Source organism: Marinomonas pontica, assembly GCF_036322735.1.
In the GTDB taxonomy this organism is placed as follows: Bacteria; Pseudomonadota; Gammaproteobacteria; order Pseudomonadales; family Marinomonadaceae; genus Marinomonas; species Marinomonas pontica.
Map to the genome: position 1 here is coordinate 300439 of NZ_AP027271.1, position 16892 is coordinate 317330.

General features: G+C 45.9%; 20 protein-coding genes and 1 pseudogene. 10 read left to right on the forward strand and 11 right to left on the reverse strand.

The features are described from left to right. Positions 1-90 precede the first annotated feature (90 nt). Together AABA11_RS16650 and AABA11_RS01370 are read left to right on the forward strand one after the other, a co-directional pair. A pseudogene (locus AABA11_RS16650) lies at positions 91-231 on the forward strand (PAS domain-containing protein); the annotation flags it as partial. 36 nt (positions 232-267) lie between these two features. Then, positions 268-807 (forward strand): methyl-accepting chemotaxis protein, encoded by a 540-nt coding sequence (locus AABA11_RS01370; protein WP_420915708.1) that lies wholly within the window; start codon positions 268-270, stop codon positions 805-807. A gap of 300 nt (positions 808-1107) precedes the next feature. Here the strand turns inward: AABA11_RS01370 and AABA11_RS01375 are convergent, their stop codons facing one another. Further along, positions 1108-1614 carry a hypothetical protein gene (locus AABA11_RS01375; protein WP_338264762.1) on the reverse strand — a complete coding sequence of 169 codons (507 nt, stop codon included), beginning with the start codon at positions 1612-1614 and terminating at the stop codon, positions 1108-1110. A gap of 204 nt (positions 1615-1818) precedes the next feature. On the opposite strand from AABA11_RS01375, the gene AABA11_RS01380 reads away from it, so the two are divergent. From AABA11_RS01380 to arsJ, 5 genes are read left to right on the forward strand one after another with little or no spacing between them, the layout of a single operon-like run. Further along, positions 1819-2166 carry an ArsR/SmtB family transcription factor gene (locus AABA11_RS01380; RefSeq protein ID WP_265730239.1) on the forward strand — a complete coding sequence of 116 codons (348 nt, stop codon included), beginning with the start codon at positions 1819-1821 and terminating at the stop codon, positions 2164-2166. Between the two features lie 16 nt (positions 2167-2182). Next, positions 2183-2467, forward strand: coding sequence for a low molecular weight phosphatase family protein (locus AABA11_RS01385; RefSeq protein ID WP_338264765.1), 285 nt, complete (start codon positions 2183-2185; stop codon positions 2465-2467). A 1-nt stretch (position 2468) separates the two neighbouring features. Next, positions 2469-3485: an ACR3 family arsenite efflux transporter gene (arsB, locus tag AABA11_RS01390; RefSeq protein WP_338264767.1), complete on the forward strand. Its 1017-nt coding sequence runs from the start codon at positions 2469-2471 to the stop codon at positions 3483-3485. 26 nt (positions 3486-3511) lie between these two features. Next, positions 3512-4522, forward strand: a complete 1011-nt coding sequence (locus AABA11_RS01395) for an ArsJ-associated glyceraldehyde-3-phosphate dehydrogenase (RefSeq protein ID WP_338264769.1) — start codon at positions 3512-3514, stop codon at positions 4520-4522. Positions 4523-4528: 6 nt separating this feature from the next. Further along, entirely contained in the window at positions 4529-5767 is a 1239-nt protein-coding gene (gene arsJ / locus AABA11_RS01400; protein WP_338264772.1) for an organoarsenical effux MFS transporter ArsJ, read from the forward strand. On the opposite strand, the gene AABA11_RS01405 is transcribed toward arsJ, so the two are convergent. The 5 genes from AABA11_RS01405 to AABA11_RS01425 form a co-directional block, all read right to left on the reverse strand. Further along, positions 5764-6882, reverse strand: a complete 1119-nt coding sequence (locus AABA11_RS01405; protein WP_338264774.1) for a PA0069 family radical SAM protein — start codon at positions 6880-6882, stop codon at positions 5764-5766. The two genes, arsJ and AABA11_RS01405, sit on opposite strands and share 4 nt — an antisense overlap. A gap of 81 nt (positions 6883-6963) precedes the next feature. Further along, complete coding sequence (locus AABA11_RS01410; RefSeq protein ID WP_338264776.1) at positions 6964-8022, reverse strand: FecCD family ABC transporter permease; 1059 nt, start codon at positions 8020-8022, stop codon at positions 6964-6966. Then, entirely contained in the window at positions 8019-9002 is a 984-nt protein-coding gene (locus tag AABA11_RS01415; protein WP_338264778.1) for an ABC transporter substrate-binding protein, read from the reverse strand. The genes AABA11_RS01410 and AABA11_RS01415 overlap by 4 nt, the downstream gene beginning before the upstream one ends. Before the next feature lie 22 nt (positions 9003-9024). After that, entirely contained in the window at positions 9025-9876 is an 852-nt protein-coding gene (locus AABA11_RS01420; protein ID WP_338264780.1) for an ABC transporter ATP-binding protein, read from the reverse strand. A gap of 186 nt (positions 9877-10062) precedes the next feature. Further along, positions 10063-10674, reverse strand: a complete 612-nt coding sequence (locus AABA11_RS01425) for a glutathione S-transferase family protein (protein WP_265728335.1) — start codon at positions 10672-10674, stop codon at positions 10063-10065. Between the two features lies 1 nt (position 10675). Here AABA11_RS01425 and AABA11_RS01430 point away from each other — a divergent pair, with 1 nt between their 5' ends. Next, positions 10676-11653, forward strand: a complete 978-nt coding sequence (locus AABA11_RS01430; RefSeq protein ID WP_338264783.1) for a LysR family transcriptional regulator — start codon at positions 10676-10678, stop codon at positions 11651-11653. A 14-nt stretch (positions 11654-11667) separates the two neighbouring features. On the opposite strand, the gene AABA11_RS01435 is transcribed toward AABA11_RS01430, so the two are convergent. The 5 genes from AABA11_RS01435 to AABA11_RS01455 all read right to left on the reverse strand — a co-directional run bounded on the left by AABA11_RS01435 (position 11668) and on the right by AABA11_RS01455 (position 15703). After that, the gene (locus AABA11_RS01435) at positions 11668-11946 is read right to left on the reverse strand and encodes a putative quinol monooxygenase (protein ID WP_338264785.1); all 279 of its coding nucleotides are present in this window, start codon (positions 11944-11946) and stop codon (positions 11668-11670) included. Positions 11947-11957: 11 nt separating this feature from the next. Continuing rightward, entirely contained in the window at positions 11958-12875 is a 918-nt protein-coding gene (locus AABA11_RS01440) for a DMT family transporter (protein WP_338264787.1), read from the reverse strand. A gap of 99 nt (positions 12876-12974) precedes the next feature. Next, positions 12975-14360: a sensor histidine kinase gene (locus AABA11_RS01445; protein WP_338264789.1), complete on the reverse strand. Its 1386-nt coding sequence runs from the start codon at positions 14358-14360 to the stop codon at positions 12975-12977. Continuing rightward, entirely contained in the window at positions 14290-14979 is a 690-nt protein-coding gene (locus tag AABA11_RS01450; RefSeq protein WP_338264791.1) for a winged helix-turn-helix domain-containing protein, read from the reverse strand. Before AABA11_RS01450 ends, AABA11_RS01445 begins: the two co-directional genes overlap by 71 nt. A 73-nt stretch (positions 14980-15052) precedes the next feature. Continuing rightward, positions 15053-15703: a PepSY domain-containing protein gene (locus tag AABA11_RS01455; protein WP_338264793.1), complete on the reverse strand. Its 651-nt coding sequence runs from the start codon at positions 15701-15703 to the stop codon at positions 15053-15055. Between the two features lie 167 nt (positions 15704-15870). Here AABA11_RS01455 and AABA11_RS01460 point away from each other — a divergent pair, with 167 nt between their 5' ends. Further along, positions 15871-16323: a MarR family winged helix-turn-helix transcriptional regulator gene (locus tag AABA11_RS01460; RefSeq protein ID WP_265728342.1), complete on the forward strand. Its 453-nt coding sequence runs from the start codon at positions 15871-15873 to the stop codon at positions 16321-16323. A 133-nt stretch (positions 16324-16456) separates the two neighbouring features. Beyond that, a complete protein-coding gene (locus AABA11_RS01465) occupies positions 16457-16879 on the forward strand; it encodes an organic hydroperoxide resistance protein (RefSeq protein ID WP_265728343.1) in 423 nt (140 codons plus the stop codon). The last annotated feature ends 13 nt before the right edge of the window (positions 16880-16892 follow it).

The following is a 16892-nucleotide window of genomic DNA, read 5'->3' on the forward strand; positions in this document are numbered from 1 at the left end:
ATTGTATAAAATTTCGTTCTCTGCTTTATTGATTAAATTATGACAGGCCACCATTAAGGTTAGCTGAACTGAACTTAGGAAAGGAAGCAAATGTTTTTTTCTAATTTTTGGCAACAGCTAAAAAATGGGAAGTTCGTGTCTCAACGATTTAAACGTTTTGATAGCCGTGGCAATGTGGTGTGGCTAGAGGCGTCATACAATCCGGTTCATGATGACAGCGGTAAATTGTACAAGGTCATTAAATTGGCGACTGTGATTACAGAGCAAATGAACCGTGAGTTTGCAATTTCAGAAACCTCTGAAATTGCCTTCGAGATTTCGAAGAAAACCGATGCGAGTGCGGTCTCTGGTAAACAGGTTATTGAGTCGACCATTAAAACAATGAATGAGTTGTCTCATCAAATGGGCACTGCTGGTCAGGGTATTTTTGAGTTGAATACGCAGTCCATGAAGGTGTCTGAATTAGTGGAAAGCATCCGCGGTATAGCGGATCAAACCAACTTACTTGCGCTTAACGCAGCAATTGAAGCCGCGCGAGCGGGTGAACAAGGCCGCGGTTTTGCTGTTGTTGCGGATGAGGTCAGACAGCTCGCGTCTAGAACCAGTTCCGCGACGGAAGAAATTATTAAAGTGGTAAGTGACAATAAAAAACTCACCGAACAGGCTGTATCCATGATCGAAGAAAGCATGGAAAAAGCGAAAACAGCACTAAAGCTGTCTAACGATGCTGGTGATGTCATGAACGATATCCAAGTTGGCGCAAAGCAAGTTGTTGATGCGGTGAGCCAATTTAACAACAAGCTCTAACCTGAATTTGTTGTGTTAATCATTCCCCTAGGTGTTTTCGTCTAGGGGATTTTTTTACCCTACAATTAACTAGATTAAAACAACGCCATTTTATCGCTACATGAATCAGACTTTTGCTGCTATTTGCGTGAGCAAGTCTATGTCTCTGAGTATCCGCGTACTTTTGGTAATCAGCGAGATTGCGGATGATGTGCCTGTTCTTCTTGAAATAAAAATGCCCCAACAAAACTATCTTGTTCTGTTGGGGCTTATTAGTCTTTGTACGCCAAGCAATCTTCCAATAAATAGCTATGCTTGTATTTACTTTTTATAAGTAGAAAGATACTTATCCAAGGTTTCTTGGCTAGCAGCTTTCACTGTCATGCCATTTGGGCCTGTACCAATACTGGTAAACTGTTTAGCTGGTTCACCGTGTTTTTCAAAGAAAGCTAAATCTTCAGAACCTTCTTCAAATACCCATAGACGACCATCTTCGATTTTCGTTTTGAAGCCTTTGATGTCAAACTCAGAACCTCCAGAGATGGCTGCTAGGTATTTGTCTAAAGACTCTTGGCTTGCCGCCTTGACTGTCATGCCCTCTGGGCCGGCACCTATGTTAGTAAACTGCTTTGCTGGCTCGCCGTGTTTTTTGAAGAAGGCCAATTCTTCAGAGCCGTCCTCAAACACCCAAAGGCGACCGTCTTCAATTTGTGTTTTAAATCCGTCGATATCGTATTTGGCGGCCATAGACGTTTCTGTCGCTGTAGAAGCACAGGCAGCTAAAGAGGCGCCTAACAACATGGTAATAAGAAGTTTGCTTTTATTCATAAGTAGTACCCTCACAAGTGGATTGTTTAAAACTGAATAAATTCATAATGAAAGATGTACATGACAGAAAGATGACAAAACACGCATCTTATATTTTTTTTCATATATATTAATTTTCATATATTCTAAAAAACATATGTATTAACATTGCCAATACCATCAGGCTTAACCGTCTTATGGTCCCATAGCATAAAGGAGCATCCTTTGAACCCTATAACATTTTACAAGTGCCTCGCTGACGAAACACGTTTGCGATGCATCCTACTGATTCACCAAGAAAAAGAGTTATGTGTCTGTGAACTTATGCAGGCTCTCAATGAAAGTCAGCCCAAAATTTCTCGCCACTTGGCTCAGTTACGAAATTGCGAACTACTTACAGACAGACGACAAGGTCAATGGGTTTTTTATAGCATCAATCAAGCGCTCTTTCAGTGGATACACACTGTTTTGTCTGAGACACTCCAAAACAATCCAGACTTCTTGGCGGATAACATTATCGCACTTGAGGAAATGGGGAATCGTCCACAACGAGCCCAATCATGCTGTGCATAATCATGGGAAATACACTATGAAAATACTCTTTCTTTGTACGCATAATGCCTGCCGCAGTATCGTTATTACTGTGTGTGATCAAGCCGCTGGCGAAACTTGCCCTATTTGGTTTGGCAAAGCTATTAAAGGGTACTGGGGATTACCCGATCCGACCAAATTACCCGCGGAAGAAAAAGACGTTATTTTTGACAAAGTATTTTTAATCTTAGAAACACGTATTCGAATGCTAGTAAATGCCATTGATCATAGTTCACATCAGGAATTGTCCGAGCTAATCGAGCAGTTAGGAAAGGCTGAATAAAATGGGAGTATTCGAACGTTATCTTAGTATTTGGGTCGGCTTGGCAATCATGCTTGGCGTTTTTCTGGGCAACATTATCCCAAGTTTTTTTTCCGCTATTGCAGACTTCGAATTTGCTCACGTCAACTTAATTATTGCCGTATTAATTTGGTTAATGATTTATCCAATGATGATACAAATAGATTTTTTATCATTGAAAAATGTAGGCACTAAGCCAAAGGGACTCATCCTTACATTGGTCGTTAATTGGTTAATAAAACCTTTTACCATGGCATTTTTAGGCTGGTTGTTTTTTAAAGGGATCTTTGCAGATTGGGTAGATCCGCAAACAGCGACTGAATATATTGCAGGTATGATATTACTTGGGGTTGCCCCGTGCACGGCAATGGTATTTGTGTGGAGTCAATTAACAAAAGGGGACCCCAATTACACGTTGGTTCAGGTATCAGTAAACGACATCATTATGATATTCGCATTTGCTCCGATTGCGGGTTTCTTGCTCGGCATTACTGATATCACGGTTCCTTGGAATACTCTGCTTTTATCTGTCTTGTTATATGTCGTGCTTCCTCTTGTAGCAGGCGCAGCCACTCGAAAGATTGTGGATAAAAAAGAAGATCATCAGGCACTCGCTCGTTTGCTTTCGACACTGAAGCCATGGTCGATTATTGGCTTACTGACCACCGTAATCCTATTGTTTGGCTTTCAAGCACAAACAATTATAACCAACCCACAAGCCATTGTGCTCATTGCCATTCCGTTGCTAATTCAAACTTACGGAATTTTTGCAGCAACCTACTTTATCGCGCATCGAATGAGACTCCCCCACAATGTAGCAGCTCCTGCTTGCATGATTAGTACTTCCAATTTTTTTGAACTCGCTGTTGCTGTTGCTATTTCATTATTCGGACTACATTCAGGTGCGGCACTAGCGACGGTTGTTGGTGTTTTGGTTGAGGTGCCTGTTATGTTGAGCTTAGTGTGGTTTGCCAACCGCACTCGCCATTGGTTTTCTTAGTTACTTTGAATAAATAGGAGATTGTTATGACCATTAAAGTCGGTATTAATGGCTTTGGCCGCATGGGACGTTTGTCTTTTCGAGCAGCATTCGATTGGGATGAAGTGGAGTTTGTAAAAATCAATGATCCCGCTGGCGATGCCACCACATTGGCGCATTTAGTTACTTTCGACTCTGTTCATGGGCGCTGGCATCATCAGGCTCAAGCGGAAGATAATGTGATGATAGTCAATGGCCAACGCATTCCCTGCACACAAAACAAAACCATCACAGAAACCGACTGGTCTGGCTGTGATGTGGTTATCGAAGCCAGTGGCAAAATGAAAAGCAAAGCTCTACTGCAAGCTTACCTTGATCAAGGCGTAAAACGTGTCGTGGTTACCGCACCAGTAAAAGAAGAGGGTGTACTGAACGTGGTCATGGGGGTTAACCAGCATTTGTACGATAAAGCCCAACATACTATTGTGACGGCCGCCTCTTGCACCACGAATTGCTTAGCGCCTGTTGTGAAAGTGATTCATGAAAAACTGGGCATCAAGCATGGTTCAATGACCACGATTCATGATATTACCAACACGCAAACCATTCTTGATGCGCCCCACAAGGACTTACGTCGTGCCCGAGCCTGTGGCTCGAGCTTAATTCCAACCACGACGGGATCAGCAACGGCCATTACGCATATTTTTCCTGAGCTAAAAGGTAAATTAAATGGTCATGCGGTGCGTATTCCTTTAGCCAATGCCTCGTTAACCGATTGTGTGTTTGAAGTGGAACGTGAAACCACGGTGGAAGAAGTTAACCAGCTGTTGAAAACCGCATCTGAGAGCGAGTTAAAAGACATTTTGGGATACGAAGAACGTCCATTGGTGTCTGTGGATTATAAAACCGATCCACGCTCTAGCATTATCGACGCCTTGTCCACTATGGTCATCAATGGTACGCAGGTAAAACTCTATGCTTGGTACGACAATGAATGGGGCTACGCCAATCGCACCGCCGAATTGGTGCGCATGGTAGGTCTTGCAGATAAGGAATAATCGACTATGACATGGCTAACACAGCTTTCCCCGCAAATTCGTCAATACATGATAGTGACGGGGAATTATTGGGCATTCACCTTAACCGATGGTGCATTAAGAATGTTGGTGGTGCTGTATTTCTACGGGCTAGGTTATAGCCCTTTTGAAATCGCCATGTTGTTTATTTTTTACGAAGTGTTTGGCGTGATCACCAATTTGGTGGGCGGCTGGCTCGGTGCTCGTCTCGGCTTGAACCGCACCATGAACATGGGACTGTTTATGCAAATCCTTGCCCTTGCCATGCTGCTGGCTCCTGCCAGTTTGCTCACTGTGCCTTGGGTAATGGGCGCGCAAGCCTTATCCGGTATCGCCAAAGACCTTAACAAGATGAGCGCGAAAAGTTCGATTAAACTACTCGTGCCAAACGATGCCCAAGGGCAACTGTACAAGTGGATCGCCATTCTAACTGGATCTAAAAATGCCTTAAAAGGCGTTGGCTTCTTTTTGGGAGGTGCACTGCTCAGTCTATTAGGGTTCCAAGGTGCTATTTTGCTCATGGCGGCAATGTTAACAGTTGTGTGGATCGCCAGCTTAATCAGCCTTAAAAAAGACCTTGGCAAGGCCAAAAACAAACCCAAGTTCACCGATATTTTCTCGAAAAGCCAAGCAGTAAATACCTTATCTGCGGCAAGAATGTTTTTATTTGGCGCAAGAGATGTATGGTTTGTTGTGGCCTTACCCGTCTATCTTGCCACCGTCTTTAATTGGGACCACTGGTATGTTGGTGGCTTTATGGCTACTTGGGTCATTGGTTATGGCATAGTGCAAGGCTTTGCCCCAAAACTAACCGGTAATCGCAAAGATACTCCCCCAGATGGTCGTCATGCCATGCTGTGGGCCCTCGCGCTCGCTATAACTCCTGCGACTATTGCACTATCACTTTATTATCAGTGGAATGTCCCATTTATTTTAATTGCTGGTTTACTAATATTCGGTGCTTTATTTGCTGTGAATTCCTCATTACATAGCTACCTTATTGTCAGTTATGCGGGAAAAGACGGTGTTTCTCTGGACGTCGGCTTCTATTATATGGCCAATGCAATGGGGCGGCTGATCGGTACCGTTTTATCTGGCTGGATATATCAAGAATACGGACTTGGGATGTGCCTTGGAATATCCACTCTATTTATCGCAATAACCGCAGTTATATCAGTAAAATTACCACGAGGGCAGGAAAGAGTGATTCGTGTTGAAAAGGGCTAGAACAGCGCCATTTGGTCGCCTTCTTTTGGCGGAACCGCAAAATGACGGCAATCGAGATAGCTTAGGCGGTTGTCATCCAATCCATACTTGCGTCGTGCTACGTGAAAACGTTGGTTAATTAAATCTGCAAAAATACCTTCACCTGTCATGCGCTTGCCAAATTGGCTGTTGTAGAGCTTGCCGCCGCGCATGTCCATAATACGCTGCAAAACGTGTTCTGCTCTGTCTGGGTAATGCTGGTGGAGCCAATCCGAAAACAAAGGCGCAACCTCGTGAGGTAAACGCAACATAATGTAATGGATGGATTGCGCGCCCACCTCCGCGCAAGCAGTGACGATTTCTTCTAGCTCGTTATCGTTGATAAAAGGAATCACCGGCGCAACCAGAACCGAAACCGGAATTCCTGCTTCGCGTAAGGTTTTAATCACTTGTAAACGCGTCTTCCCAGACGCTGTTCTGGGCTCCAAAATACGCTTTAAATCGTTATTCAGTGTTGTCACACTGATTGCCACGTGGATAAGCTTTTTCTCTGCCATTTGCGCGAGCAAATCTATGTCTCTGAGTATCAGTGTGCTCTTGGTGATCAGCGAGATTGGCTGATGGTGCGCCAAGGCGATTTCCAATAATTGCCGAGTGATTTTGAGCTGTTTCTCAATTGGCTGATACGCATCGGTATTGATCCCTAATGCAATGGGTTCGCAGCGGTATTTAGAATGCGCCAATTCTTCTTCAAACAAAAACGCCGCATTGGTTTTGGCAACCAGTTTGGTTTCAAAATCCAACCCTGGCGACAAATCCAAATAGGCATGAGTTGGGCGAGCAAAGCAATACACGCAACCATGCTCGCAGCCTTTATAAGGGTTCACTGACATACGAAAAGGAATATCAGGAGACGAATTGCGACTAATAATGCTTTTGGCGCGTTCGTAGCGAACTTCTGTTTTGGGCGAAGAGGTTTCTAATAAGGCAATGGCTTCGTCGTTTTCATCCACTTCCACCAAGGTAATCGCAAAACGCCCGGCCATATTATTGGCTGTTCCGCGCCCTTTGATCGGATTATTAAAAGGGGATTTCTCACCTTTTTGATCGCTGTTGTTGGTAAAAGAAGTAGACATAACATCATCCAAAATACTGTATATATAAACAGTATTTTGGATGTTAGGCTTCAATAACGCAAGTGTTCTTTTGTTCGCAACTTACAACGAGACGTTACGTTTTTGCCGCATCAAAAAGACGAAGGCAATGCCGCCGACAAGGCCTGTAAGAATACCGATTGGCATGTCTTCGGGTGGCATGATGACTCTGGAAGCAATGTCAGCCGCGACGAGGAACAGAGCGCCGAATAACGCCGATAAAGGTAAGACTTTGCGGTAATCACCACCAACCAACAAGCGCACGATATGCGGTACCATTAAGCCGACAAAGCCGATGACACCAGAAAAAGCCACCGCCGCGCCAGTCAGCAGCGCGCAGACAACAATCACAATCAGGCGGAATCGCTCAACCGGAACGCCCAAGGTGCTGGCGCTTTCATCGCCAAGGGTCATGGCATTTAGATAACGGGCGTTGTAAATCAAATAGCCGGAACCTAATAAAAGCGTGACCAGTGGAAACCAAAGTTGTCCCCATTGAGCCAGTCCCAAGCCGCCGAGCATCCAGAATATCACCGTATGAGACGAGCGATGATCGCCCATAAAGATGAATAAATTCCCTAAGGCCGTCAGCACAAAGGCTACCGCCACGCCCGCTAGAATCAAACGCCCCGCGCTGTGTGCCGAGGAAAAGTTCGCGACGGCCAAGACTAAAAACATTGCACCTAAGGCACCAATAAAGGCAAACACGGGAACCGTAACCACGCCCAGAATCATGCCAGTGTGGAGCAAGGCTATAATCGCGCCTAACGCCGCACCAGAAGACACACCCAATAAATGCGGATCGGCCAAAGGATTGCGAGTAACAGATTGCAACGCCGCGCCCACAATCGCTAACGCTGCGCCAACCATGGCAGCGAGTAGTGTTCTTGGCAAGCGAACGGCCCAGATGATGTTTTCGCGTCCCATCGACCAGTTAGGCTGCATATTGGTAATCGATAATTTATGGCCGATCACGCTCCACACAGTGGACTGGCTAATGGACACGGAACCCACGCCAATCGCCACGCCCATTAATAACAGCAGCAGTATGCTCAGCATGATTAACAACGCGGGCAGGGGAACGCGTCCCATGATGGTGAGCTTTTTCTGACCTGCTTTCATGACGCGGTTCTAAACGCCTCAGCTAAGCGTTTAATCGCATTAATATTACGAGGACCTGGTGTGGCCTCGACGTATTCCAATACCACGAAATGGTTGTTTTTCACCGCTGGGATATTTTCGAAGGCAGGATTGCTGCGCAAGAAATTGATTTTTTGCTCTGCAGTCACATCGCCATAATTGACGATAATAATCACCTCTGGAGATCGGTCAATAACGGCTTCCCAACCAATTTGTGTCCAGCTTTTTTGTACATCATCGACGATGTTTTTACCGCCTGCCGCTTCGATCAATGCCGTTGGCATACCGAAGCGACCAGAGGTAAAGGGTTGTTCTTCACCGGAATCGTAAACAAAGACTTTCGGTGCTGTTTTTAATGGCTTGAGATTAGCTTGGAAATTCGCAAGGTCTTGTTGATAACCTTTTACTAAGGCTTTGGCCTTTTCTTCTTTGTCAAAAATACGACCTAGGTTGAGTAAATCCACATACAGGTCATCCATGGAAACTTTTGGTTTGTCCATGATGTGAATGCAGCTTTCGGTTAGCTCGTAAACCTTGATGCCAAGCGGTGCTAATATGTTTGGCGTAACGCCACCGCCGACACGCATACCGTAGTTCCAGCCAGCAAAATAAAAGTCGGCATCGGCACCTAATAGGACTTCTTTGCTTGGGTATTTAGAAGAAAGTTCAGGTAATTCACCAATGCCATCGCGTAGCACAGGGTCTAGTGTTTTCCAGCCAGAAACGCCAGTGAAGCCGACCATGTGATCCTGTAGACCAAGGGCCAACATCATCTCAGTTAGATTCACATCGTTTGATACCGCGGCTTTGGGCGCTTGCTCAAAAGTGGCCTCACGGTCGCAGCTTTGTACCGTCACAGGATAGCCAGAAGCACTGGCCAAACCAGTGTGTAACAGGCCGAGTAATGCGCCGCCAATAAGTAATGATGTGTGTTTGGTGTATGTCGTGGAATTCGCTGTCATGATAGAAAGCCTATGAAATATGTTAATCATTGATGTAAAAGGAAAATCTAGGTCGTTGTGTGATGGGGTGTTCATCAATTATGGTGTCTACATCAAATACTTGTTTGATGCGTTGCTGGGTAAAGACATCATTGGGTGGCGCGCAGTCTTGCATTTCGCCATCCTGCATTACCAGTACTCGGTCAGCGTAAGCGGAGGCGAGAGCCAAATCGTGTAATGACACAATAAGCGTGCAGGGCAGTTTTGCTAATAAGGCCAACACATCAAGCTGGTGACGAATGTCGAGATGATTGGTTGGCTCATCCAGAATCAGTACGTCAGGGCGCTGCGCCAAGGCTCTGGCGATCATCACTCGTTGGCGTTCGCCACCAGACAAGGAATCAAAAGAGCGTTCGGCTAAATGCGCCACATCAAGCAAGGCGAGTGCGCTGTCGACGATCTGATAATCTTCATCGGAGCGCCCCCAAACAAGAGACTTAGGAGTCAGGCCGATTTCTACCATTTCAAACACGCTTAGACCAAATTCACCGCCAGTGTCTTGTAACACGGTGGCGATGCGTTGGGCACATTGGCGTGGCGACAGCGACCAAACATCAATGCCATCGAGTAAGACGGAACCCTTGGTTGGTTTGTTCGTTCGATAAAGGCAGCGCAATAAACTGGTTTTTCCAGAACCATTTGGCCCAACCACCGCAAGAAACTCGCCTGGATGAATATTGATGGTGATTGGCTTGAGCAACTCCTGACCCCGATAAGGTGACCAAGCAACGTCGTTCAACTGCACTCCAGCGGGCTTGCAAGCAGAAAAAAACGCGTAGGGAGCATCGTCTTGTTGGCGGTTGTTGATCGGAGTATTGCTGGTTTGGCTGGTCAAGGTGAATAGAATTCCATAGTATTTAATTGTTATAATATAACAAAATGAGGCATGGACACAATCTGCCCTTGGAAAAAGCTGACTATACGGAAGGACGATTAGCTCAACAAGGCCTGTTGGCTGGTGAATTTTCATCTTCACATGCGCTACTTCAATAAAGAAGTAGCGAGGGGCTGTATGGGCGGACTACGCTTGAGTAATGGGAATAAACCAATCCAAGGCTTCAATGTCACGAATCCAACGGAGAATATTCGGATATTCAGACAATTGATAAGCGCCGCCTTCCTCCGCCACGTGGGTGTAAGGGAAAAGGCAAATATCCGCCAGAGTGATGGAATCTCCCACCAGAAACGCGTGTGTTGCTAACGTTGTGTCCATTTGCTTCAATGCCGCGTGACCCTGTTGAATGCGGTCTGGCAGCATGCGTTCTTTTAACTCCGTCATGGCGTTGTGAGTCAGCCAAAAACGTGGCGAGGCAATGTTCGGCTCGTGGCTGTATTGTTCCCAAAATAACCATTTATAGACCTTGGCTCGAAGAATGGGGTCGGTGGGTAATAACGCCGACTTATACTGCTCAGCAAGGTAAAGCAGAACCGCGTTGCTTTCGCTCAAGCATTGTCCGTCATCCAATTCCAACACCGGGATTTTACCGTTTGGGTTCATCGCTAAAAAGGACGGTGTGTGTGTTTCTCCTTGGGTAATGTCGTATTCTTTTAGGGTGATTTTTAGTCCCAAACACGCACACATCAAACGAATTTTGTAACCATTTCCCGAAGGCAAAAAATCGTGCAGAATCATAGTGGTTTCCTTTTTGGTTGATGGTCGAATATTGCGCCAAGTAGGACACGGAAAAAAGCCAATTAAATTGAAGGCTGGCATCACGCATATTGATGAATGTGCGAACGTCAGGCCGATGAATAGACAAGAGAGGATGGCATTGGATACGGAATTATTAAAAACCCTCGTGGCGATTGTCGATCACGGCAGCTTTCAGCGTGCCGCTTTGCAGACGTTTCGTACGCCATCGGCCATCAGTATGCAGATGAAGCGATTGGAAGAGCACGTTGGTGCGGCGTTGTTTCATAAACAAGGACGCGACCAAGTGTTGACCGAAGAAGGGCAGCAACTGGTGCATTACGCGCGGCGCATATTGCAGCTACAAGAAAGCGCCTTGCAATCCATCAAAGGCCCACAGCAGGGTGTTTTGCTTAATTTAGGTTGCCCTAATGATTACGTGGCGAATTTATTGGTCGTCATTATGTCTGTTATGGAAAGCATGCTGCCGAACATTCGCTTTCGGATTCGCACAGGCACATCTGCTGAACTAAGAGAGTTGATGGACAAAGGCGAAGTGGATCTGGCATTGGTCACTCGCACGCCAGACAGTGACGAAGGCTTAACCTTGTTCCAAGACAAAGGCGTTTGGGTCGCTAAAAAAGGCTTTGATTGGACTTCACTTAAACCGCTTTCGCTCGCGCTGTACGAATCGAGCTGTAAATTCCACTCCAGTGCGGTCGATGGTTTGCAAAAGAAAGGCACGGATTATCGATTGTATTGCGTCACCGCCAATCTCACTCTTATTGAAAGCCTGCTAATGGCCGAAAAAGCCATCTCCGCCATTGCTAGCATCAGCGTGAATGATTCACTGGAAATCATCGAAAGCGAACTACTGCCTGCCTTGCCAGCGGTACAAATTGCCTTTTCCCGCTCCGCCTCTGCACCGGATTGGCTAACGGTTGCATGGATAGAAGACGTGATTGAGCGGGTGACGAAGTAAACTCCGTGGCAGTTTTAAGCTTCTGAGATCGTATTCAACCGCTCAACATTTTTCGTTACTTTACCCCAATGAGACGCTTTCACTCTGGTTTGATGTTTCTCAAATGCGACCTTGTCGGTGAATTCTTCATAGACATCAAAGCGTTGCGGGTTGCTTGAGTCTCTGGTGACAGAGAAGGTGATGCAGCCCGCTTCTTGATGAGTCAGCGCGATGTGGTTGGGTAGTTCTGCCAATACCTCATTGAGATCTTCTGATGGCACTTCAATGTGGCCGCTTAGGGTGATTTTTGACATGGTCGTTCGTCCTATTGTTTCTTTGTGAGAGAAAGCGTCCAATTAAATTTTACGGCACTGACGGCCAATAATATCAGTATCACGCCAAGGATTTGCATGAGGCTGATGTGAGTTGAAAAGGCAAAGTGGTCGACAAATAACGCGGTAATCGGATAAATAAAAGACAGCAAAGCAATCAAACTGGTGGGTAATTTTTGAAAGCTGTCGTACATGATGATGTACATAAATCCGGTTAGCACGGCACCGAGTATCAATAGATCCATCCATTGGCTGGTTTGTGTTGGCACATTGTCGAAATCTGCGAAGGGTAAGAGCATAAAGACGCCAACGATCACTTGTACCAGAGCCACAAATGTCGAAGGTACTTGGCTGACTTTTTTCGTGACCAAGGTGGTTGCCGTATACAGTAAGGCCGCACCCAAGGCGAGCAACAACCCAAACAATGCCGAAGAACCGTCATGGCTTTGTTCGTCTGAAAATAGCGCGCTGATCTCGTTTAGATCCAATTCAACGATCAAAAACAAACCAACAAACGCCAATGCGAGCCAGCACAATAAGTGGCCCGATAACTTTTCTTTGGTAATTAACGCACCTGTTATGACTAAAAATAACGGCTGCATGTGATAGGCGACGGTGGCGATAGAAAACGGAATGTAATTGAACGAGGCGAACAAGAATACCCAGTTTGCCACTAAGGTGATGCCACCTAAGATAATCATCAGCAACACGTTGCGGCGGAAATACTCACGACGAATAAGACCCGCATAATAAGCATAGCCCCCTAGAACGACGGCACCAATGACACAGCGGAAAAACACCACATTCCAAAACGCTTGCCCTGAACTGATCACAAAATAGCCGATGGTGCCAGACAGCATCATGGCTAAAATAAGCTCGATGCTGCCGAATGTGTTGCTGGAACTATTCATGTTGTTTCCCAATGAATGAGGTTGAGCTATTTTGTTGCGCTTACTGAGCGAAGAAGACTGAATTTATACTACATAGCACGGCGTGGAAAGGCGCTTTTCTCACGGGCGGTGCGCGCACAAGGTAACGTGCACTTGCAAACCGGGTTGGTTGTCTTGGAGTTCGAGTTTGCCTTTGTGAAATTGGGCGATGGCTTTGATCAATGGAAAACCCAATCCATAGCCGGGACTGGTACGGCTTGATTCTAGGCGAAATAAGCGTTGCAGCACTTTGTCTTTAAATTCATCCGCTATGCCTGGGCCGTTGTCTTTGACAATAAAACCTGTGGGAGTGGTGATGAATTCAATCGTGCCGCCAATGTCTGTGTATTTGCAGGCATTTTCTAGGGTGTTAAACATAGCGCGGAAGATCAGCGTTTTATCGCCCTGTATAAACGATTGGGGGGTGATGATCAGCGATAGCGTTTGCTGTTTTTCCTGCGCTAAGGGTTGTATTAAATCGATCACGTCTTCTGCAACCTGATTCAAATCAACATGGCGAAACTGGGAGCGAGCTTGTTTATCTTCCAGTCGACTTAGCTCTAACATGGCGCTAAACGTGGTTAGGATGTGATCCAAGTCTTCCAGCATTTCTTGCAACTGTTCTTCGTTAATGGGGGTGTCGTTGATGGAGTGAAGGTGGCTTTCGAGTCGTAGACGCAGCCTGCCAAGAGTCGTTCGAAGATCGTGGGCAATGGAATCGGTGACACCCGACACGGCATGAAAAGAATCTTCAAGCTGGTTGAGCATTCTGTTGATGTAGCTGGCAAGCAGGTCAAATTCGTCGTTGCGATGACTAATATGGATGCGCGCGGCCAGATCGCCAGATTGGATGACTTTGGCTGTGTCATTGATGCCTTTTATGCGCCCCAACAATTGCGTCGACAAATATCGCCCCGACAAAATGCCCAGTGCGAGTGTTAGCAGCAAGGCCAGTACGCCCGCACGAAGAAATTGCACCCGCAAAAAATACAGGTTTTCGTCATCGAATGCGATTAACAGACGCCCGTTGGCGAGCGGTTCGATGCACCCTATGTAGAAGCGCAGCTCGCTGATGCTGTCGACCAGAAAGGCGGTTTGCGCAGGGCAAGCTAAGAGATTGTTGGGTATGCTCGTTAAATGTCCGTAAGTCGTCTCTGCATTTTGGTAGGCGAGGATAATGTTATTGATTTGCTGAGTTTGGTCGCTAAATTGAGCCAAGTATTCTTCTTCGCTCATTTGCTCATTGAACAGGCGTTGTTGCTGGGTAATGAGCTGAATTTGCTGTTGGTAACTTCGGCTGATCTCACCAATGCTAAGCTGATAAAGCACAAAAAACACCACGGCGATTAAGGTGATGAGCAACGCCGTGTAGAGCAGAGTAAAACGCCAGACAAAGCTAGCCCGTCGTGTTTTCAACCAATCGATAACCAACGCCGCGTATTGTTTCAAGAATCGGGGGAAGGTCATCGTTTTCTACCTTTTTGCGTAAGCGTGCCACATGAACATCAATGACATTGGTTTGAGGGTCAAAATCATAATCCCACACCGCCTCAAATAATAAGGTGCGGGTGATGACTTGTTTTGGGTGTTCCATTAGATAGCGTAGAATCTGAAACTCTTTCGGCTGCAGACTTATTTCTCTTCCAGCACGCCACACTTGTCGGCTGAGCAAATCCATTTTTAGGTCCGCGACGCGCAACAATGTGTTTTGTTGTGCTGTGCTGGTGGGTTGCCTTCTGAGTAATATTTCAACGCGTGCGAGCAGTTCGGCAAAGGCAAAGGGTTTGACCAGATAGTCATCCCCACCTTCACGCAGCCCTTTTACTCGCTCATCAACGGAATCCAACGCACTCAGAATCAAAACAGGCAAGGTTTTTTGGGCATTGCGTAATGTATTAAGAACCGTCAGTCCGTCTAACTTTGGCAACATACGGTCGAGAATGATCAGCTGATAATCCGATTCTAACGCCTGAAACAAAGCGTCCTGACCGTCACTGGCAACGTCAACCTGATAGCCTTGTTCCGTCAGTCCTTTTTTAATAAAGCCTTGTGTGACGAGATCGTCTTCTACCACCAAAATGCGCAAAGTAGGTTCCTATTGTCGTTGTTCAGTCTGAGAACGTCTCATATGTTAGCAAGTTTTTCGGTTGCTGAAATCTTTAGCGTCGCAAGGACGGAATGACGTCACCGGATTTTGCGTCCATCAGTTGCTTGGTCCAGCCCATTGGACCGAGAATTTTTATTTCATAAAAGGTAAGCCCGCGTTTGTTCTCCAGCTCGATGGATTCAATGTAGGCGCCTTCTGAAAGCGTTGTTTTTGCAATAACATCGAGAGCCGATAAACCTTGGTCTTGTATGGTTTCTAGCGCTTCTACGTCATGATCATCCAATTTATTGAACCCCAAGAAGCTCAACGATTTGGAATAATTATCGATTTCTTCGCCATTGTGTAGCGCGTATTGCACCTTGTATTTGACCCCATCTTCAAGGTTGATGCCTTTGACCTCGTACACCAATATATGGTCTTCATCGTCCAGTTCAATTTCCGTTACGATGGAAGGGTAGTCAGCTTTGAATTTTTCCAGAATCTGGGTGATCGAAACCTGACTTGATTTCAACGCCAGCAGCATGAGTTGGTTTTCGCGGTAGTCGTCGTGGTTTTTTGCTTGCGCTGTGCTGCTCATCAGCAGCGCAGTGGAACACGCGGCGACTAAGACGCTGATGGAAAAAAAGGTTGTGAAAATGATTTTGAGCTTCGCTTTAAGTGTCATGGTAATGCCTCGTTTTAATGTGGTGGCTTGAATGAGCATGACGTCACTATAGCGCAGGGTAATTAACGGCAAGATGGCCGTAACATTAAACTTTGTTCATTTAACCGCAAATGAAGAAAAATTTAGCCGTGTGTGGTTGCCGCTAAAAGTGTAAAATATTTAATCATTATCGCTATAACAATGTGCGCCACTATCAATGAGAGCTTATGACTTCTGACCATTCTAAATTTTCCGGTAACCCTTTGCTGCTCGACAATCAATTGTGCTTTGCCTTGTATTCCACGTCTTTGGCGATGACGCAGTTCTATAAAGAGCCACTTTCTGCCATCGGTCTGACCTACCCACAATACACCATCATGCTCATTCTATGGGAACAAGACGGTGTGAGTTTGAAGCATATTGGGGATGCACTTGGACAAAAATCGGGTGCGCTAACACCAGTCATAAAGCGCATGGAAAGCGATGGTTTAGTGCAGCGCTTACGCGGCGTGGAAGACGATCGCAGTTTGAGCATCGCGCTGACGGAAAAGGGGCGACAGCTTCGTGAAAAAGGCTTGGAAGTAAACCGTTGTGTGGCAGAAGCGTGTGATTTAGACATGGCGTCTGTGGTGGCGTTGCGTGAACAGTTGGTGGCTCTCAGAGATCAGCTTGTAAAATAATGGTTGCGTAATAATAGTTATTGCAATAACATAATTGCCAACAGCTCAGGTAACTGAGCTTTTATTTAATTTTATAGTTATCGCGATAATAATTATTCGAATAACTTAGTCTTGTCATGTTAGGAGCAATATTATGCAAGCAATTTATAGCGCAACAGCAACCTCTACCGGTGGCCGCGATGGTCGTTCAGTGTCATCTGACAACAAATTGGATCTTGCCCTAAGCACGCCAAAAGAGTTAGGCGGCGCGGGTGGCGAAGGCACTAACCCAGAGCAACTTTTTGCAGCGGGTTATTCTGCGTGTTTCATTGGCGCACTGAAGTTGGTGGCGTCACAACAGAAAGTTAAAATCCCTAATGATGTTAACGTTACGGCGACTATTGGTATTGGCGCGAACACCAAAGGCGAAGGTTTCACTGTCTGCGCCGATTTGGAAGTGAATGTGCCTGGTGTTGAAAAGGACGTTGTTGAGCAATTGGTTGAAGCCGCTCACAAGGTTTGCCCATATTCAAATGCAACGCGTGGCAACATTGATGTGAACTTCACCATCAAATAAGGTTTTTTTTATA

What these genes read in the sequence shown, in the direction of transcription:
- AABA11_RS01370 (WP_420915708.1), top strand. Translation starts at nt 268, where the DNA reads ATGAACCGTGAGTTTGCAATTTCAGAAACCTCTGAAATTGCCTTCGAG.
- AABA11_RS01375 (WP_338264762.1), bottom strand. Translation starts at nt 1,614, where the DNA reads ATGAATAAAAGCAAACTTCTTATTACCATGTTGTTAGGCGCCTCTTTA.
- AABA11_RS01385 (WP_338264765.1), top strand. Translation starts at nt 2,183, where the DNA reads ATGAAAATACTCTTTCTTTGTACGCATAATGCCTGCCGCAGTATCGTT.
- arsB (WP_338264767.1), top strand. Translation starts at nt 2,469, where the DNA reads ATGGGAGTATTCGAACGTTATCTTAGTATTTGGGTCGGCTTGGCAATC.
- AABA11_RS01395 (WP_338264769.1), top strand. Translation starts at nt 3,512, where the DNA reads ATGACCATTAAAGTCGGTATTAATGGCTTTGGCCGCATGGGACGTTTG.
- arsJ (WP_338264772.1), top strand. Translation starts at nt 4,529, where the DNA reads ATGACATGGCTAACACAGCTTTCCCCGCAAATTCGTCAATACATGATA.
- AABA11_RS01405 (WP_338264774.1), bottom strand. Translation starts at nt 6,882, where the DNA reads ATGTCTACTTCTTTTACCAACAACAGCGATCAAAAAGGTGAGAAATCC.
- AABA11_RS01410 (WP_338264776.1), bottom strand. Translation starts at nt 8,022, where the DNA reads ATGAAAGCAGGTCAGAAAAAGCTCACCATCATGGGACGCGTTCCCCTG.
- AABA11_RS01415 (WP_338264778.1), bottom strand. Translation starts at nt 9,002, where the DNA reads ATGACAGCGAATTCCACGACATACACCAAACACACATCATTACTTATT.
- AABA11_RS01425 (WP_265728335.1), bottom strand. Translation starts at nt 10,674, where the DNA reads ATGATTCTGCACGATTTTTTGCCTTCGGGAAATGGTTACAAAATTCGT.
- AABA11_RS01435 (WP_338264785.1), bottom strand. Translation starts at nt 11,946, where the DNA reads ATGTCAAAAATCACCCTAAGCGGCCACATTGAAGTGCCATCAGAAGAT.
- AABA11_RS01440 (WP_338264787.1), bottom strand. Translation starts at nt 12,875, where the DNA reads ATGAATAGTTCCAGCAACACATTCGGCAGCATCGAGCTTATTTTAGCC.
- AABA11_RS01445 (WP_338264789.1), bottom strand. Translation starts at nt 14,360, where the DNA reads ATGACCTTCCCCCGATTCTTGAAACAATACGCGGCGTTGGTTATCGAT.
- AABA11_RS01455 (WP_338264793.1), bottom strand. Translation starts at nt 15,703, where the DNA reads ATGCTCATTCAAGCCACCACATTAAAACGAGGCATTACCATGACACTT.
- AABA11_RS01460 (WP_265728342.1), top strand. Translation starts at nt 15,871, where the DNA reads ATGACTTCTGACCATTCTAAATTTTCCGGTAACCCTTTGCTGCTCGAC.
- AABA11_RS01465 (WP_265728343.1), top strand. Translation starts at nt 16,457, where the DNA reads ATGCAAGCAATTTATAGCGCAACAGCAACCTCTACCGGTGGCCGCGAT.